Annotated in this window: 15 protein-coding genes; 14 read left to right on the forward strand and 1 reads right to left on the reverse strand. The window is 65.2% G+C overall.

Annotated features, from left to right (window positions below; translation table 11 throughout):
- Nucleotides 1-75 precede the first annotated feature (75 nt).
- From SB756_RS01190 to SB756_RS01255, 14 genes are all read left to right on the forward strand, one after another.
- Complete coding sequence (locus SB756_RS01190) at nucleotides 76-1101, forward strand: NAD(P)H-dependent glycerol-3-phosphate dehydrogenase (RefSeq protein WP_410910007.1); 1026 nt, start codon at nucleotides 76-78, stop codon at nucleotides 1099-1101.
- A gap of 36 nt (nucleotides 1102-1137) precedes the next feature.
- Nucleotides 1138-1485 carry a DUF4389 domain-containing protein gene (locus SB756_RS01195; protein WP_016498711.1) on the forward strand — a complete coding sequence of 116 codons (348 nt, stop codon included), beginning with the start codon at nucleotides 1138-1140 and terminating at the stop codon, nucleotides 1483-1485.
- The gene (gene sixA / locus SB756_RS01200) at nucleotides 1482-1940 is read left to right on the forward strand and encodes a phosphohistidine phosphatase SixA (RefSeq protein WP_410910008.1); all 459 of its coding nucleotides are present in this window, start codon (nucleotides 1482-1484) and stop codon (nucleotides 1938-1940) included. The genes SB756_RS01195 and sixA overlap by 4 nt, the downstream gene beginning before the upstream one ends.
- Nucleotides 1941-2041: 101 nt before the next feature.
- Nucleotides 2042-2428 (forward strand): hypothetical protein, encoded by a 387-nt coding sequence (locus SB756_RS01205; RefSeq protein ID WP_410910009.1) that lies wholly within the window; start codon nucleotides 2042-2044, stop codon nucleotides 2426-2428.
- 93 nt (nucleotides 2429-2521) lie between these two features.
- A complete protein-coding gene (locus SB756_RS01210; protein WP_410910010.1) occupies nucleotides 2522-3310 on the forward strand; it encodes an alpha/beta fold hydrolase in 789 nt (262 codons plus the stop codon).
- The gene (locus SB756_RS01215) at nucleotides 3307-4161 is read left to right on the forward strand and encodes an alpha/beta hydrolase (RefSeq protein WP_410910011.1); all 855 of its coding nucleotides are present in this window, start codon (nucleotides 3307-3309) and stop codon (nucleotides 4159-4161) included. The genes SB756_RS01210 and SB756_RS01215 overlap by 4 nt, the downstream gene beginning before the upstream one ends.
- Nucleotides 4162-4270: 109 nt before the next feature.
- Nucleotides 4271-5065 (forward strand): DUF4892 domain-containing protein, encoded by a 795-nt coding sequence (locus SB756_RS01220; RefSeq protein WP_341796322.1) that lies wholly within the window; start codon nucleotides 4271-4273, stop codon nucleotides 5063-5065.
- A 12-nt stretch (nucleotides 5066-5077) separates the two neighbouring features.
- Nucleotides 5078-6130 carry an AI-2E family transporter gene (locus SB756_RS01225; protein ID WP_341796321.1) on the forward strand — a complete coding sequence of 351 codons (1053 nt, stop codon included), beginning with the start codon at nucleotides 5078-5080 and terminating at the stop codon, nucleotides 6128-6130.
- Between the two features lie 232 nt (nucleotides 6131-6362).
- Nucleotides 6363-6452, forward strand: a complete 90-nt coding sequence (kdpF, locus tag SB756_RS01230) for a K(+)-transporting ATPase subunit F (protein ID WP_003251485.1) — start codon at nucleotides 6363-6365, stop codon at nucleotides 6450-6452.
- Nucleotides 6453-6461: 9 nt separating this feature from the next.
- Complete coding sequence (kdpA, locus tag SB756_RS01235; RefSeq protein WP_410910012.1) at nucleotides 6462-8156, forward strand: potassium-transporting ATPase subunit KdpA; 1695 nt, start codon at nucleotides 6462-6464, stop codon at nucleotides 8154-8156.
- A 9-nt stretch (nucleotides 8157-8165) separates the two neighbouring features.
- Entirely contained in the window at nucleotides 8166-10220 is a 2055-nt protein-coding gene (gene kdpB, locus SB756_RS01240) for a potassium-transporting ATPase subunit KdpB (protein ID WP_410910013.1), read from the forward strand.
- 10 nt (nucleotides 10221-10230) lie between these two features.
- Nucleotides 10231-10782, forward strand: a complete 552-nt coding sequence (gene kdpC, locus SB756_RS01245; RefSeq protein ID WP_341796319.1) for a potassium-transporting ATPase subunit KdpC — start codon at nucleotides 10231-10233, stop codon at nucleotides 10780-10782.
- A gap of 84 nt (nucleotides 10783-10866) precedes the next feature.
- Nucleotides 10867-13521 carry a DUF4118 domain-containing protein gene (locus SB756_RS01250; protein ID WP_410910014.1) on the forward strand — a complete coding sequence of 885 codons (2655 nt, stop codon included), beginning with the start codon at nucleotides 10867-10869 and terminating at the stop codon, nucleotides 13519-13521.
- Nucleotides 13518-14213 carry a response regulator gene (locus SB756_RS01255; RefSeq protein ID WP_132841987.1) on the forward strand — a complete coding sequence of 232 codons (696 nt, stop codon included), beginning with the start codon at nucleotides 13518-13520 and terminating at the stop codon, nucleotides 14211-14213. Before SB756_RS01250 ends, SB756_RS01255 begins: the two co-directional genes overlap by 4 nt.
- A gap of 158 nt (nucleotides 14214-14371) precedes the next feature.
- On the opposite strand, the gene SB756_RS01260 is transcribed toward SB756_RS01255, so the two are convergent.
- The gene (locus tag SB756_RS01260; protein ID WP_410910015.1) at nucleotides 14372-15094 is read right to left on the reverse strand and encodes a DUF6708 domain-containing protein; all 723 of its coding nucleotides are present in this window, start codon (nucleotides 15092-15094) and stop codon (nucleotides 14372-14374) included.
- Nucleotides 15095-15130: the final 36 nt, after the last annotated feature.

Below are 15130 nucleotides of genomic sequence, written 5' to 3' on the forward strand. Positions count from 1 at the left end.
TGACACTGGTTCTGTAGCAGGTGAGCCGTATAATGGCGGGGTCGCCACTTAACTTTTGGCTTTAACGGATTGGATATGACTGAACAGCAACCTGTTGCAGTTCTGGGCGGCGGCAGCTTCGGCACCGCCGTGGCGAACCTGCTGGCGGAAAACGGTGTGCCGGTGCGCCAATGGATGCGCGACCCGGCGCAGGCCGAGGCCATGCGCGTCAATCGCGAGAATCCGCGCTACCTCAAGGGCATCCGCCTGCAGGATGGCGTGGAGCCGGTCAACGATCTGCTGGCCACCTTGCAGGCCAGCGAGTTGATCTTCGTCGCCCTGCCATCAAGTGCCTTGCGCAGTGTGCTGGCGCCCCACGCCGAGCTGTTGCGGGGCAAGGGCCTGGTCAGCCTGACCAAGGGTATCGAGGCGCAGAGCTTCAAGCTGATGAGCCAGATCCTTGAAGAGATCGCCCCTGACGCCCGCATCGGGGTGCTGTCGGGCCCCAACCTGGCCCGCGAGATCGCCGAACATGCGCTGACCGCCACAGTGGTCGCCAGCGAGGACGAACAACTCTGCCAGCAAGTGCAGGCTGTACTGCACGGGCGTACCTTTCGTGTCTACGCCAGCGCCGACCGCTTCGGCGTCGAACTGGGTGGGGCGCTGAAAAACGTCTACGCCATTATCGCTGGCATGGCCGTAGCCTTGGGCATGGGCGAAAACACCAAGAGCATGCTGATTACCCGGGCCCTGGCCGAGATGACCCGCTTCGCCGTCAGCCAGGGTGCCAACCCCATGACCTTCCTTGGCCTGGCCGGTGTCGGTGACCTGATCGTCACCTGCTCCTCGCCCAAGAGCCGCAACTACCAGGTGGGCCATGCGCTGGGCCAGGGGTTGAGCCTGGAAGAGGCTGTCAGCCGCCTGGGCGAGGTGGCCGAAGGCGTCAACACCCTCAAGGTGCTCAAGGCCAAGGCGCAGGAGGTACAGGTGTACATGCCGCTGGTGGCGGGCCTGCATGCCATCCTGTTCGAAGGCCGCACACTGAACCAGGTGATCGAGCACCTGATGCGCGCCGAGCCCAAGACCGATGTCGATTTCATTTCCATCAGCGGTTTCAACTGAGCCCTTGGCGGCTCTGACACGAGCAAGGAGCAACACATGAACGATACGCCCGAACGCGCCCAGCGCGAGTCGATCATCCTGCGGGTGCTGTGGATGCTGGTGTTCCTGGTGGTCTGGCAACTGGCCGAATTGCTGCTCGGCGGCCTGGTGCTGGTGCAACTCATCTACCGACTAGTGTATGGCGCGCCCAGCGCCAGCCTGATGAACTTCGGCGACAGCCTGAGCCAGTACCTGGCGCAGATCGGCCGCTATGGCAGCTTCCACACTGAGCAGAAGCCCTGGCCATTTGCCGACTGGCCAGCACCGCGTGCCCCGGAAGGCGAGGCGCCGCATGCCGTGGCACCGGCCCCGCACCCGGTGCGGGACGAGGAACCCAAGCTGTGAAGCTGTGGGTGCTGCGCCACGGTGAGGCGGAGCCGCGGGCCAACACCGACGCCGAGCGCCGCCTGACCGGCCATGGTCGCGAGCAGGTGCTGCACAGCGCTGCCCGCCTGCTGGGGCAGCCGCTGCAGGCGATTATCGCCAGCCCCTACGTGCGCGCCCAGCAAACGGCGGCGCTGGTGCATGACACGCTGGGTTTCAGGGAGCCGGTGCGTACCGTGCCCTGGTTGACGCCAGAGAGCGATGTGCAGCAGGTCATTGGCGAAATCGAGCGCCTGGGCCTGGAGCATGTACTGCTGGTCAGCCACCAGCCGCTGGTGGGGAATTTGATCGGTGCGCTGGAGCATGGTCACCAACAGCAACCAGCCGCCATGAGCACCGCCAGCCTGGCGGAGCTGGAAGGGGATTGGCCGCTGGCTGGGTTGATGACCCTGCTGGCGATCAACCCACCGGTGTGATTCCTCGGCAAATCGATAAGGCAACTGGTATTTTTGTCAGTTGCCGCACTTGATGGCCTCTTGCTAGCGTTGCCTCAAAGCAATCAGGGAGGGAGCAGCGGATGAGCGGTGAGATGCGGGAGCTTTTGAGTTCCCTGGACCTGCAACCCACCGTAGACAAGGTGGGGCAAGGCGTTACGCTGGATTTTGCCCAGTACAGCCTGCTGCGCGACTCGGCCGACGCCAAGCTCTACCAGCTGCTGCACAAGGTCAGCCGCAACGGCAACCTGGAGCCCGCCACCAGGCAGCAAAGCGAGCGAGACCTGCGCACGCTGCAGGACGCCTGCCTGCGAGTCTCCCACCTGCTACAAACGAGTTGCCTGGCCTTGCGCCGTCTGCAACTCGACTTTCAGGACCAGCGCCTGGCCCGTGAGGCGCTGGAAAGCCAGTTGGCCTACATGCAGGCCTGCTTGCGCCGGTCTCTGGCCAGCTTCGACCGCTCGGCGTGACCTGATAGCCCTCGCCGATGACCTTTCCGAATGTTGCTGAATCGCGCCCCGATGCCGACAATGAGCCATCATCTTCCGTCCGGACCAGGCGCCATGTCGCAGCAGATCTTCTTCGCTCATGCCAACGGTTTCCCTTCGGCCACGTATGGCAAGCTGTTCGCTGCCCTGGCGCCGGACTACCAGGTGCAGCACCTGGCCCAGCATGGCCACGATCCGCGCTTTCCGGTAGACGACAACTGGCAGAGCCTTGTCGATGAGCTGCTGCATCACCTGGCGCAGCAGGACCAGCCCGTCTGGGGTGTCGGGCATTCGCTGGGGGGGGTGTTGCACCTGCATGCTGCCTTGCGTCGCCCCGAGTACTACCGCGGGGTGGTGATGCTCGACTCGCCGGTGCTCACCCGTGCCGACCAGTGGCTGCTGCGCACCGCCAAGCGTTTCGGTTTCATTGACCGCATTACCCCGGCCGGCCGCACCTTGGGGCGCCGCGAAGTTTTCAATGACCGCGACAGTGCCCGGGACTATTTTGCTGGCAAGTCACTGTTTCGCCATTTTGACCCCGACTGCCTCGAAGCCTATGTAGAACATGGCCTGCAGGCGATGGAGCAGGGGCTGCAACTGCGCTTCGATCCGGCTACCGAAATCAGTATCTACCGCAGCATCCCGCACACCAGCCCCGCGCCTGCGCGGCAGTTGCAGGTGCCGCTGGCCATGGTGCGCGGCGAGCGCAGCAACGTCATTCGCCGTCACCACACCCTGGCGGTGCGCGGCATGCCCAAAGGCGAATATCACAGTGTGCCCGGCGGCCACATGTTCCCGCTGGAGCGCCCGACCGACACCGCCAGCCTGATCAAGGGCCTGTTCGACCGCTGGAGCCAGGCATGAGCGCGCAGGTGCAGGAAGTGCGCCTGAGCCTGGGCCATATCGAACTGGCGGCACACCTGTTCGGCCCCGAGGACGGGCTGCCGGTAATTGCCCTGCATGGCTGGCTGGATAACGCCAACAGTTACGCTCGCCTGGCGCCGCAACTGAAGGGCCTGCGCATCGTCGCCCTGGACCTGGCCGGGCACGGTTACTCGGAACACCGTCCGCCTGGTGCCGGCTATGCCCTGGCCGACTACGCCCACGACGTGCTGCGGGTTGCCGAGCAGCTGGGTTGGCAGCGTTTCGCCCTGTTGGGCCACTCGCTGGGCGCAATCATTTCGGTACAACTGGCCGGCGCCTTGCCCGACCGGGTCAGCCACCTGGCGTTGATCGACGGCGTCATCCCGCCGACCGGTGCCGAGCAGGACGCAGGCGAGCGCTTGGGGATGGCACTGCAAGCCCAGCTGCGGCTGGATGGCAAACGCAAGTCGGTGTACGCAACGCTGGAAGAAGGCGTACATGCGCGGATGAAAGGCATGGTCGCGGTCAGCCGCGAGGCTGCAGAATTGCTGGCGCAACGTGGCCTGATGCCGGTACCCGGTGGCTACAGCTGGCGCAGTGACAGCCGCCTCACCCTGCCATCGCCGGTGCGCCTGAGTGAAACCCAGGCCATGGCCCATGTGCGCCGGGTGAGTTGCCCGGCGCTGTTGGTGGTGGCCGCCGACGGCATGCTGGCGCGCCACGCCGCGTTGCTGGAGAAGCTACCCTTTGAGCAGGTGACGCTACCCGGTGGTCATCACCTGCACCTGAATGATGAGCAGGGCGCGGCCCTTGTCGCAGACTGTATCAATCGCTTCTTTGGCTTTGCTTGACTTGCACCGGACAAGTGTCGAGGCTTGGCGGGTTGAACAGGGAGACAACCATGCAACTGCCAGACATCCTGGAGCTTCACTTCGGCGCCGCGCGCCGCCTGGTTCGCCAATGAGCGCGCCTGTTGCCATCCGTACTGCTGTCGCCGCCTGCCTGGCGCTGGCCAGCCCTGGGTTGTGGGCCGGCAGCCTGCCGGTGCCGGTGGACGCAAAGGTCGTTGACCAGCGTCCGGCCGTGGAGCAAGAGCGCGTCTACCCCATGGGCCCGCTGCGCAAGATCAGCGGCCGCCTGCGGGTCGAAAACAAGGTCGAGAGCCGTGGCCAGGTCAGCTCGGTAACCTACGAACTGCCGGTCGAACGTACGGCCCGTGAAGCCTTCACCAGTGCCCGCGAAGCACTGCAGCGCGAGGGTGGTTACCCGTTGTTCTGGTGCCAGGGCCGCGATTGCGGCGAGGCCAGCCTGTGGGGCAACGATGTGTTCGCCAACGCCCGCCTCAACGGTGGTGACGAGCAGCAGGCGTTCATCCTGCTACGCCGCTCGGCTGAGGAGGCCGACACGCTGGTCGCGCTGTACAGCGTTACCCGTGGCAACCGCCGCGCCTACCTGCATGTGGAGGAGTTCGTCGCCGCCAGCCCGCTGGGCGAGCTGCTGCCTACTGCCGCCACGGTGATGCGCGAAATGCGCGACACCGGCAAGCTCGACTACCCTGACCTTGCTGCGCCGCAAGACACCTGGGTGAACCTGCTGGCCCGCAGCCTGAACCTCGACAGCACCTTGCGCGCCAGCCTCAGTGGCGCCCAAGCCGAAGCCTGGCGCGAGGCGCTGGTCAAGGCCGGGGTGCGTAATGGTCGCCTTGAAGTCGGTAGCGCACCCACCAATGGCCTGCACCTTGAATTGATCCGTTGAACGAGCGCCACCATGGTTAACAATGACCGCCTGCTGATCCAGATTCTGCTGCTGGCCTTGCTGGGTGCCGGCCTTTGGGTGATGGCGCCGTTCATTTCTGCATTGCTGTGGGGGGCTATCCTGGCTTTTGCCAGTTGGCCGCTGATGCGCTTGCTGACACGTGTGCTGGGCGGGCGTGAAACCCTGGCGGCGAGCCTGCTGACCACGGCCTGGATCCTGATCGTGGCACTGCCGCTGGTGTGGCTGGGGTTCAACATGGCCGATCATATTCGCGATGCCACGGCGTTTGTGCGTGACGTGCAGGTCGACGGCCTGCCCGACGCGCCGGCCTGGCTGGGTGGCATTCCATTCGTGGGCGAGCGCCTGGTCAACGGGTGGCAATCGCTGGACCAGCAGGGCGCGGCCTTGGTGGCCTCGGCCAAGCCCTACTTCGGGCAGGTGGGCAACTGGTTGCTGGCGCGCAGCGCGCAGATCGGCAGCGGCGTGCTGGAACTGACCCTGAGCCTGGTGTTCGTGTTCTTCTTCTACCGCGACGGGCCACGTCTGGCGGCATTTGTGTTGCGCTTGCTGCACCGTTTGATTGGCGAGCGCGCTGAGTATTACCTGGAGCTGGTAGCCGGTACTGTGCAGCGGGTGGTCAACGGGGTGATCGGCACGGCGGCCGCGCAGGCCCTGCTGGCGCTGATCGGCTTCCTGATCGCCGGGGTGCCCGGGGCGATCGTGCTGGGCCTGGTGACCTTCATGCTCAGCCTGATCCCCATGGGCCCGCCACTGGCCTGGATCCCGGCCACTGCCTGGCTGGTGTGGAAGGGCGAATACGGCATGGCGGTGTTCCTGGGTATCTGGGGCACCTTCGTCATCAGTGGCGTGGACAACGTGCTCAAGCCCTACCTGATCAGCCGTGGCGGCAACCTGCCGCTGGTGATCGTGCTGCTGGGTGTATTCGGTGGCTTGCTTGCCTTTGGCTTCATTGGCCTGTTCATCGGGCCGACCTTGCTGGCGGTCGGTTACAGCCTGCTGCTGGACTGGAGCCGTAACGCCGCACAGCAGCCGCCCCAGCAGTAAGCCTGTAACGGCCTCTTCGCGGGCACGCCCGCTCCCACAGGTACTGCACAGTCTTCAAGGCCTGTGTCGTACCTGTGGATTCACCCGCGAAGAGGCCAGCACAGGCAGTCCAAAGTGCTGATCTTTACGCATTCTTTATACCTCACCCCATCCCCAGATCTCGCCCCTTTACGCCCCTCCCTAAGACAATTTCCCCAAAGCGGCCCAAGCCGTAACACGGGGAGAACCACTCATGAACATGCTCGACGGGCTGTCACTGCTGCTGGCAGTGGCCTTGGCGTTTTATCTGCTGGTGGCGCTGTTGCGCGCCGATCGCAGCTAGGGAGCGACCATGCACAGTTACGATTTCGCCTTGCTCCTGGCGTTCTTTGCCATCGTGCTGCTACCGGCACCCTGGCTGGGGCGGTTCTACTTCAAGGTCATGGAAGGCCAGCGCACCTGGCTGTCGCCGCTACTCGGCCCGGTCGAGCAAGCTTGCTACCGGCTGGCGGGGGTGAACGCCAGCCAGGAGCAGAACTGGCGGCAGTACACCCTGGCCCTGCTGGCCTTCAACCTGGTCGGGTTCCTGCTGCTGTTCGCCGTGCTGTTATTGCAGGGCTACCTGCCGCTCAACCCGCAGCACCTGCCAGGCCAAGAATGGTCGCTGGCGTTCAATACCGCCGTCAGTTTCGTGACCAACACCAACTGGCAGGCCTACAGCGGTGAAGCGTCGGTCAGTTACCTGAGCCAGATGCTCGGCCTGACCGTGCAGAACTTTGTCAGTGCTGCCACCGGCCTGGCCGTGCTGGTGGCGTTGTGCCGTGGCATTGCCCGGCGCAGCGCGTCGACACTGGGCAACTTCTGGGTCGACATGACCCGTGCCACCCTCTACTGCTTGCTGCCGCTGTGCTTGCTGCTGGCGCTGTTGCTGGTATGGCAGGGTGTGCCACAGACCTTTGCCGACTACGTCCATGCGCTGACCTTGCAAGGTGCTGACCAGACCATTCCACTGGGGCCGGCTGCCAGTCAGATCGCTATCAAGCAATTGGGTACCAATGGTGGCGGCTTCTTCGGCGTCAACTCGGCGCACCCGTTCGAAAACCCCACCGCCTGGAGCAACCTGTTCGAGGTGGCTTCGATCATCCTCATTCCGGTGGCCTTGGTGTTCACCTTCGGCCACTACGTGAAGGACCTGCGCCAGAGCCGCGCCATCCTCGCCTGCATGCTTGCCCTGTTCCTGATCGGTGGCAGCACGGCGTTGTGGTCCGAGCATCAACCCAACCCGGCGCTGCAGAGCCCGCAGGTGCAGCAGACCGCGCCCCTGGAGGGCAAGGAAAGCCGCTTCGGCACCACCGGTTCGGTGCTGTGGACGGTCACTACCACCGCCGCCTCGAACGGCTCGGTCAACGCCATGCACGACAGCCTGAACCCGCTGACCGGCATGGTGGCGATGGTCAACATGATGGTCGGCGAGGTGATCTTCGGCGGCGTCGGCGCGGGCCTCTACGGCATGCTGCTGTTCGTCCTGATCGCGGTGTTCCTGGCCGGGCTGATGATTGGCCGCACCCCGGAATACCTGGGCAAGAAACTGCAGGCCCGTGAGGTGCAGTTGCTGGTGGCGACCCTGCTGGTGATGCCGGTCGGCGTGCTGGTGCTTGGCGCCATTGCTGCCAGCCTGCCAGGCCCGGCAGGGGTAATCAGCAACCCGGGGGCGCACGGTTTCAGCCAGCTGCTGTACGCCTATACCTCGGGCACGGCCAACAACGGTTCGGCGTTCGCCGGTTTTGGCGCCAACACGGTGTACCACAACCTGATGATCGGCCTGGCCATGCTCATCGGCCGCTTTGGCTACATCCTGCCGATCCTGGCCTTGGCCGGCAGCCTGGCGGCGAAGAAAAGCGCGCCACAGGGGCAGAACAGCTTCCCCACCCACGGCCCGCTGTTCACCTGCCTGCTGCTGGTGACCATCCTGCTGGTCGGCGGCCTGACCTTCCTGCCGACCCTGGCCCTTGGGCCAATTGCCGAACACCTGAGCCTGGGTTTTTGAGGACCGATCATGAACATGCCCATTCCTGAAGTGAATACCCGGCACACTGCCAAGGACCAGACCCGCTTCGCCGCGCTGTGGCGCCCGGCGCTGGTGCAGGCGTTTGTAAAACTCGACCCGCGCCAGCTCAAACGCTCGCCGGTGATGCTGGTGGTGGCCCTGACCGCAGTGCTCACCACCGTGCTGTGCTTCGCCCCCGGTAATGGCGTGAGCACGGGTGTTGCCGTGCAAATCGCCCTGTGGCTGTGGTTTACCGTGCTGTTCGCCAACTTCGCCGAAGCCCTCGCCGAAGGCCGTGGCAAGGCCCGCGCCGACAGCCTCAAGGCCGGTAGCCAAGGCCTGACTGCCCAGCGTCGCCAGCGTGATGGCAGTTACGAGACGGTTGCTGCCAGCGCGCTGCGCAAGGACGACGTGGTGCGCGTGGTAGCGGGCGAGATGATCCCCGGTGACGGCGAGGTGCTTGAAGGTATCGCGGCGGTCAACGAGGCCGCCATTACCGGCGAGTCTGCACCGGTGATCCGCGAGTCCGGCGGCGACCGCTCAGCGGTCACCGGCAATACGCGGCTGGTCTCCGACTGGCTGCTGATCCGCATTACCAGCAACCCGGGCGAGTCGACCCTGGACCGCATGATTGCCCTGGTCGAAGGTGCCAAGCGACAGAAGACTCCCAACGAGATCGCCCTCGACATCCTGCTGATCGGCCTGACCCTGATCTTCCTGATCGTGGTGGTGACCTTGCAGCCGTTCGCCCACTTCGTGGGGGGCAGCCTGCCGCTGATTTTCCTGGCTGCGTTGCTGGTGACGCTGATTCCCACCACCATCGGCGGGCTGCTGTCGGCCATCGGCATCGCCGGCATGGACCGGCTGGTGCGGCTGAACGTCATTGCCCGTTCGGGCCGTGCAGTGGAAGCCGCCGGTGACGTGCATACGCTGATGCTCGACAAGACCGGTACGATCACCTTCGGCAACCGCCGCTGCAGCGCGCTGCATGCAGCACCAGGCATCGCTGCCAAGGAACTGGGGGAGGGCGCCTTGCTGGCCTCGCTGGCTGACGATACCGCCGAGGGCAAGTCGGTTGTCGAGTACCTGCGCCAGTTGCACGACTTCGTCGAGCCTCCCGCCGGTCAGTTCGAAGCCGTGGCCTTCAGCGCCGAAACGCGCCTGTCGGGCATCGACTACCAGCAGCACCGCTACCGCAAGGGCGCGGTAGATGCCGTGCTGGCGTTCGTCGGCATGCAACGCCTGGAAATGCCCCCGGCGCTGGCCCGCGAAGTGGAACGTATTGCCCAGAGTGGCGGCACACCGCTGCTGGTGTGTATCGACAAGCGCCTGCTTGGCGTGATCCACCTCAAAGACGTGGTCAAACCCGGCATCCGCGAGCGCTTCGCCGAACTGCGCAAGCTGGGCATCCGCACGGTCATGGTGACCGGCGACAACCCGTTGACTGCCGCTGCCATCGCCGCCGAAGCGGGGGTGGATGACGTACTGGCCGAGGCCACGCCCGAGAAGAAGCTGGCGCGCATTCGCCAGGAACAGAACGACGGTCGCCTGGTGGCCATGTGCGGCGACGGCGCCAACGACGCCCCGGCACTGGCCCAGGCCGACGTGGGCATGGCCATGAACGACGGCACCCAGGCTGCGCGCGAGGCGGCCAACATGGTCGACCTGGACAGCGACCCGACCAAGTTGCTGGATGTAGTACAGGTCGGCAAGGAGTTGCTGGTGACCCGCGGTGCGTTGACCACGTTCTCCATTGCCAACGACGTGGCCAAGTACTTCGCCATCCTGCCGGCACTGTTTGCGGCCATCTACCCGCAGCTGGGCGTACTCAACCTGATGCACCTGGCCAGCCCACAGAGCGCGATCCTGTCGGCCATCGTGTTCAACGCGCTGATCATCATCGTGCTGATCCCGCTGGCGCTGCGTGGTGTGCGGGTGCAGGCGGCCAGTGCGGCGCACCTGTTGCGGCGCAACCTGCTGATCTACGGGCTGGGTGGCATTGTGGTGCCGTTTGCCGGGATCAAGCTGATCGACCTGCTGCTCAATGCCCTGAACCTGGTCTGAGGAGGCCGCCATGAATGCTTATGTACGCCCGGCGTTGAGCCTGGCCCTGTTGATGACGCTGGTGACCGGCGCACTGTATCCGCTGGCAGTGACCGGCATCGCCCAGGTTGTTTTTCCGGACCAGGCCAATGGTAGCCTGGTGCGGGATGACCAAGGCCAGGTGCGCGGTTCGGCACTGATCGCCCAGGAATTCAAGGGTGATGGCTGGTTCCATGCACGGCCGTCGGCAGGCGCTTACGCCACGGTGGCCAGCGGTGCCAGCAACCTTTCGCCAAGCAACCCGGCGCTGGCCGAGCGGGTCAAGGGGGAGGCGGCTGCGCTGTATCAGGTGCAGCAGGGGCCGGTGCCGCAGGCGTTGCTGACCACCTCGGGCAGCGGCCTCGACCCACACCTGCCACCGGAGGGCGTTGCCTATCAGATCCCACGTGTGGCGGCGGCGCGGAAACTGCCGGTGGAGCGCTTGCAAGCCTTGCAGGAAGAGGCCACCCTCCACCCATTGATCGGCCCACCGGTGGTCAATGTACTGGCGTTGAACAAGGCGCTTGAGCAATTGAGCCACTGATATTGGGGCCGCTTTGCGGCCCTTCGCGGGCTTGCCAAGCAGGCCCGGTGTTGGTCGACTGTCGCAAATCCTGAAGGATGAAACATGAGTGATTCCGCCCGCGCAGATGCGCTGTTGGCTAACCTACCGCGCACCGGCCGGGGTCGGCTGAAGGTGTTCCTTGGCGCCGCCCCCGGCGTCGGCAAGACCTTCGCCATGCTGCAGGCCGCCCACGGCCAGCAACGTCAGGGTGTGCAGGTACTGGCCGGGGTGGTGGAAACCCACGGCCGTGCTGAAACCGAAGCGCTGCTCGCCGGCCTTCAGCAGCAGCCGTTGCTGCGCAGCCAGTACCGTGGTGTCACCCTGGAGGAAATGGACCTTGACGGCCTGCTCAAGGCTGCGCCGGCCTTGGCTCTGGTCGACGAACTGGCCCACACCAACGCCCCCGGCAGCCGCCACGCCAAGCGCTGGCAGGACGTGCAAGAGCTGCTGGCCGCCGGCATCGACGTGTACACCACGGTCAACGTCCAGCACCTGGAAAGCCTCAACGACAAGGTGCGCGACATCACTGGCGTACAAGTGCGTGAAACCCTGCCGGACTGGGTACTGCAGGAAGCCTTCGAACTGGTGCTGATCGACCTGCCACCCCGCGAACTGCTCGAACGCCTGCGTGAAGGCAAGGTTTACGTGCCCGAGCAGGCGCGGGCGGCCATCGATGCTTACTTCTCGCAAACCAACCTCACCGCCTTGCGCGAACTGGCCATGCAAACTGCCGCCGCGCAGGTCGATGCCGACCTCGCCGACGGCTATCGCCAGCGTGGCCAAGAGGCCCCGGCCTTGCGCGGGCGGCTTCTGGTAGGCGTGGACGGCGACGACCAGGCCGAACGCTTGGTGCGCCATGCCAGCCGCGTGGCGCAACGCCGCCACCTGCCCTGGAGCCTGGTGCATGTGGACAACGGCCGCCTGCGCGACGAAACCGCGCGTCACCGCTTGCAGGCCGCGCAGCAGCTGGCCGAGCGCCTGGGCGGCGAGGTGGTGCTGCTAAGGGCTGGCGAAGTGGCGCGCACGTTGATCCAGCATGCCGCCGAACGGCGGGCCAGCCTGGTGCTGGTGGGGCAGTCCCGTGACCGCCTGCGTCGTCGCCTGTTCGGTGCCGGTGTGGCTGCGCGGCTGCTGCGCGAAAGCCATGGGCTGGAAATCAACGTGCTGGACCGCGACGTGCAGCCGCACGCACCGCGGTCGGCGGTGCGGCGGGTGTGGGTGTGGCGCCACTACCTGCTGGCGCTTCTGGCCACGGTCATGGCGGCGGGGCTGGCCTGGGCGGTGTCGAGTGTGCTGGCGCTGCCCAACATCTCGCTGGTGTTTCTGGCTGCGGTGTTGCTGGTGGCGGTGCGCAGCAGCCTGGGGCCTGCGCTGGCCTGCGCCGCGCTATCGTTCCTGACTTACGATTTTCTGTTTATTCCACCCAATTTCTCGTTCAGCATCCAGCGCGAAGAAGACGTGCTGACCCTGGTGTTCTTCCTGCTGATGGCCGCGCTTACCGGCAACCTGGCGGCACGCCAGCGCCGCCAGTTGCAGGCGCTGCGCGAAACTCAGGCGCAGACCAGCCAGCTGCTCGACCTGTCGCGCCGGCTGACCGTGGCCACCGACCGCCAGGCCGTGTTCAATGCCGCCGGCCAGCATCTGGACGGCTGGCAAGACATGCAGGTGTGCCTGCTGGAGCGCAACGCCGAAGGTCAGCTGCAGGTTGCCAGCGGCGAAGCCCACGCCTTCAGCGACACCGAACGGGCTGCCGCCGATTGGGCCTGGCAGCACGGCCAGGCTGCCGGCCACGGCAGCGACACCCTGCCCAACGGCCGTTGGTGGTGGTGGCCGCTGGCGGTGGACGAGCAGCCGCTGGCGCTGCTGGGTGTGCGCCCGCGCAACGGGCAGCCGCTCAACGACCCACGCCGGCGCCTGCTCACGGCCCTTGGCCAGCCACTGGCTCAGGCCCTGGCCCGCGCACGTTTGGCCGAACAACTGGAGGCCGCGCGCCTGCACGGCGAAACCGAGCAGCTGCGCAGCGCTTTGCTGGCCTCTGTGTCCCACGACCTGCGCACGCCGTTGACTGCCATGCGCGGCAGCATCGACAGCCTGCTGGCGCTGGGCGAAGCGATACCGGCCGAGGACCGCCGCGAGTTGCTGGAGGGCACCCGCAACGAGGCCGAACGCCTGGACCGCTATATCCAGAACCTGCTGGACATGACCCGCCTGGGCCACGGCGGCCTCAAGCTGGCCCGCGACTGGGTAGCCCCGGCCGACATCGTCGGCAGTGCGCTCAACCGCCTGCGCGTGGTACTGGCGCCGCTGCGGGTGCACACCGATGTGCCGGCCGAGCTGCCGTTGCTGTTCGTGCATGCGGCGCTGATCGAACAGGCGCTGGTCAACGTGCTGGAAAACGCCGCACGCTTTTCCCCGGCCAATGGCCGGCTTGAGCTGCAGGTGGCCGTGCATGATGACCAGTTGCGCCTTACCGTCAACGACCAGGGCCCCGGCATTCCGGTCGCCGACCGCGAGAAGATCTTCGACATGTTCTATACCGCAGCCCGTGGTGACCGCGGCGGGCAGGGCACAGGCCTGGGCCTGGCAATCTGCCAGGGCATGATCGGCGCCCATGGCGGGCAGATTCTGGTGGGCGAAGGCATCGATGGCCAGGGCACCGGCATCACTCTATGCTTGCCGCTACCCCCTCAACCTGAAGCCGAAAGCGAAACGCCATGAGCCAGTCCGCCACCCTGTTGGTCATCGACGATGAACCGCAGATCCGCAAGTTTTTACGCATCAGCCTGGCCTCGCAAGGCTACAAGGTGCTTGAGGCGGCCACTGGCACTGAAGGGCTGGCCCAGGCAGCGCTGGGCAAGCCGGACCTGGTGGTGCTCGACCTGGGGCTGCCGGACATGGACGGCCAGCAGGTGCTGCGTGAGCTGCGCGAATGGAGCGCGGTGCCGGTGATGGTGCTGTCGGTGCGCGCCAGTGAGGTGCAGAAGGTGGATGCGCTGGACGGCGGGGCCAACGATTACGTGACCAAGCCGTTTGGCATCCAGGAATTTCTGGCACGGGTGCGGGCCTTGCTACGCCAGGTGCCCCAGGCCGGGGGCTCGGAAGTCGCAGCCAGTTTTGGGCCGCTGACCGTGGATTTTGCCTTTCGCCGGGTGACCCTGGACGGTGTGGAGGTGGCGTTGACGCGCAAGGAGTACGCCTTGCTGGCGCTATTGGCCGGGCACCCAGGGCGGGTGATTACCCAGCAGCAACTGCTCAAGGATGTCTGGGGGCCTACCCATGTGGAGAATACCCACTACCTTCGGATCGTGGTGGGCCATCTGCGGCAGAAGCTGGGCGATGACCCCACGGCGCCACGGTTCATCATTACCGAGGCGGGGGTGGGGTACAGGTTGGTGGCGCCGACCACATAATCCCTGTGGGAGCGGGCGTGCCCGTGAAGAATCCAGCGCGATGCATGGCACCGGCTGCGCCGGTGTTCGCGGGCATGCCCGCTCCCACATTGACCGCATCGCCCTCAAGTCATGCGCAGTACCTGCGGGTGCCGGCTTGCCTAGGGGCCAGTGTCGGTTCAGGGCGGTGTTCTCGACTCCAGATCCATTTCCGTGGGCCACACTACTCGGGGTGCCAGGCGCAGGGCGAACTCACACCAGAGTACATCGTTGTGGTCCTTGGGCTCACCGGGTGGGGGCAGTGCCGAGGGGCCTTCCTGCATATAGGTGCAGATGTAGGCCCAGGCGTGCTGGTCGGCGCCCATGGTACTCAAGTGAAAACGGTCGATGACGTTGTTCGTACCGGGCGCGACGATGGAGAGCATGACACCCCATTTGAAAATGACCCCACCGTTTGGCAGGGCGCCGGTTTGTGCCCAGCGCTCGGCGCGGACTTGGGACCAGTCGTAACTGACGGGCACGACTTTGCCTTTGTCGAAAGGGTTCCACCATTGACGCTTGAAGTTGTAGGCGTAAATTTTTTTGCGGACCCGGTTGAAACGGATGGGCAGGTCTCGGGGAGCTGCCAGATCCGCCCGGAACAGAATGATGATGCTCCATGAGAATAGTGAGTACATACCAACGAGTAGGAGTATGCTCTCAATGTCTGTTGGGTCCGTATGGAGGATCATCCAAGGAAGATCAACCAAGATCGAAATCAGATAGATTAATGTCAGTGCCGAAACGACACCACGCCATGCCATTGCTGAACGAGAGATTTCGAGGTAAATATCATCTTGATGGTTTGGCGCGTGAGTGCCCAGGTGCGGTTCCAGAATCGGTGCATCGAAAGGCGACGGCAAGTCTTCTTTCCATCCGGGGCAGGGGGGGATCAGTAC

The sequence above is a fragment of the Pseudomonas sp. SIMBA_068 genome (assembly GCF_046534705.1).
In the GTDB taxonomy this organism is placed as follows: domain Bacteria; phylum Pseudomonadota; class Gammaproteobacteria; order Pseudomonadales; family Pseudomonadaceae; genus Aquipseudomonas; species Aquipseudomonas putida.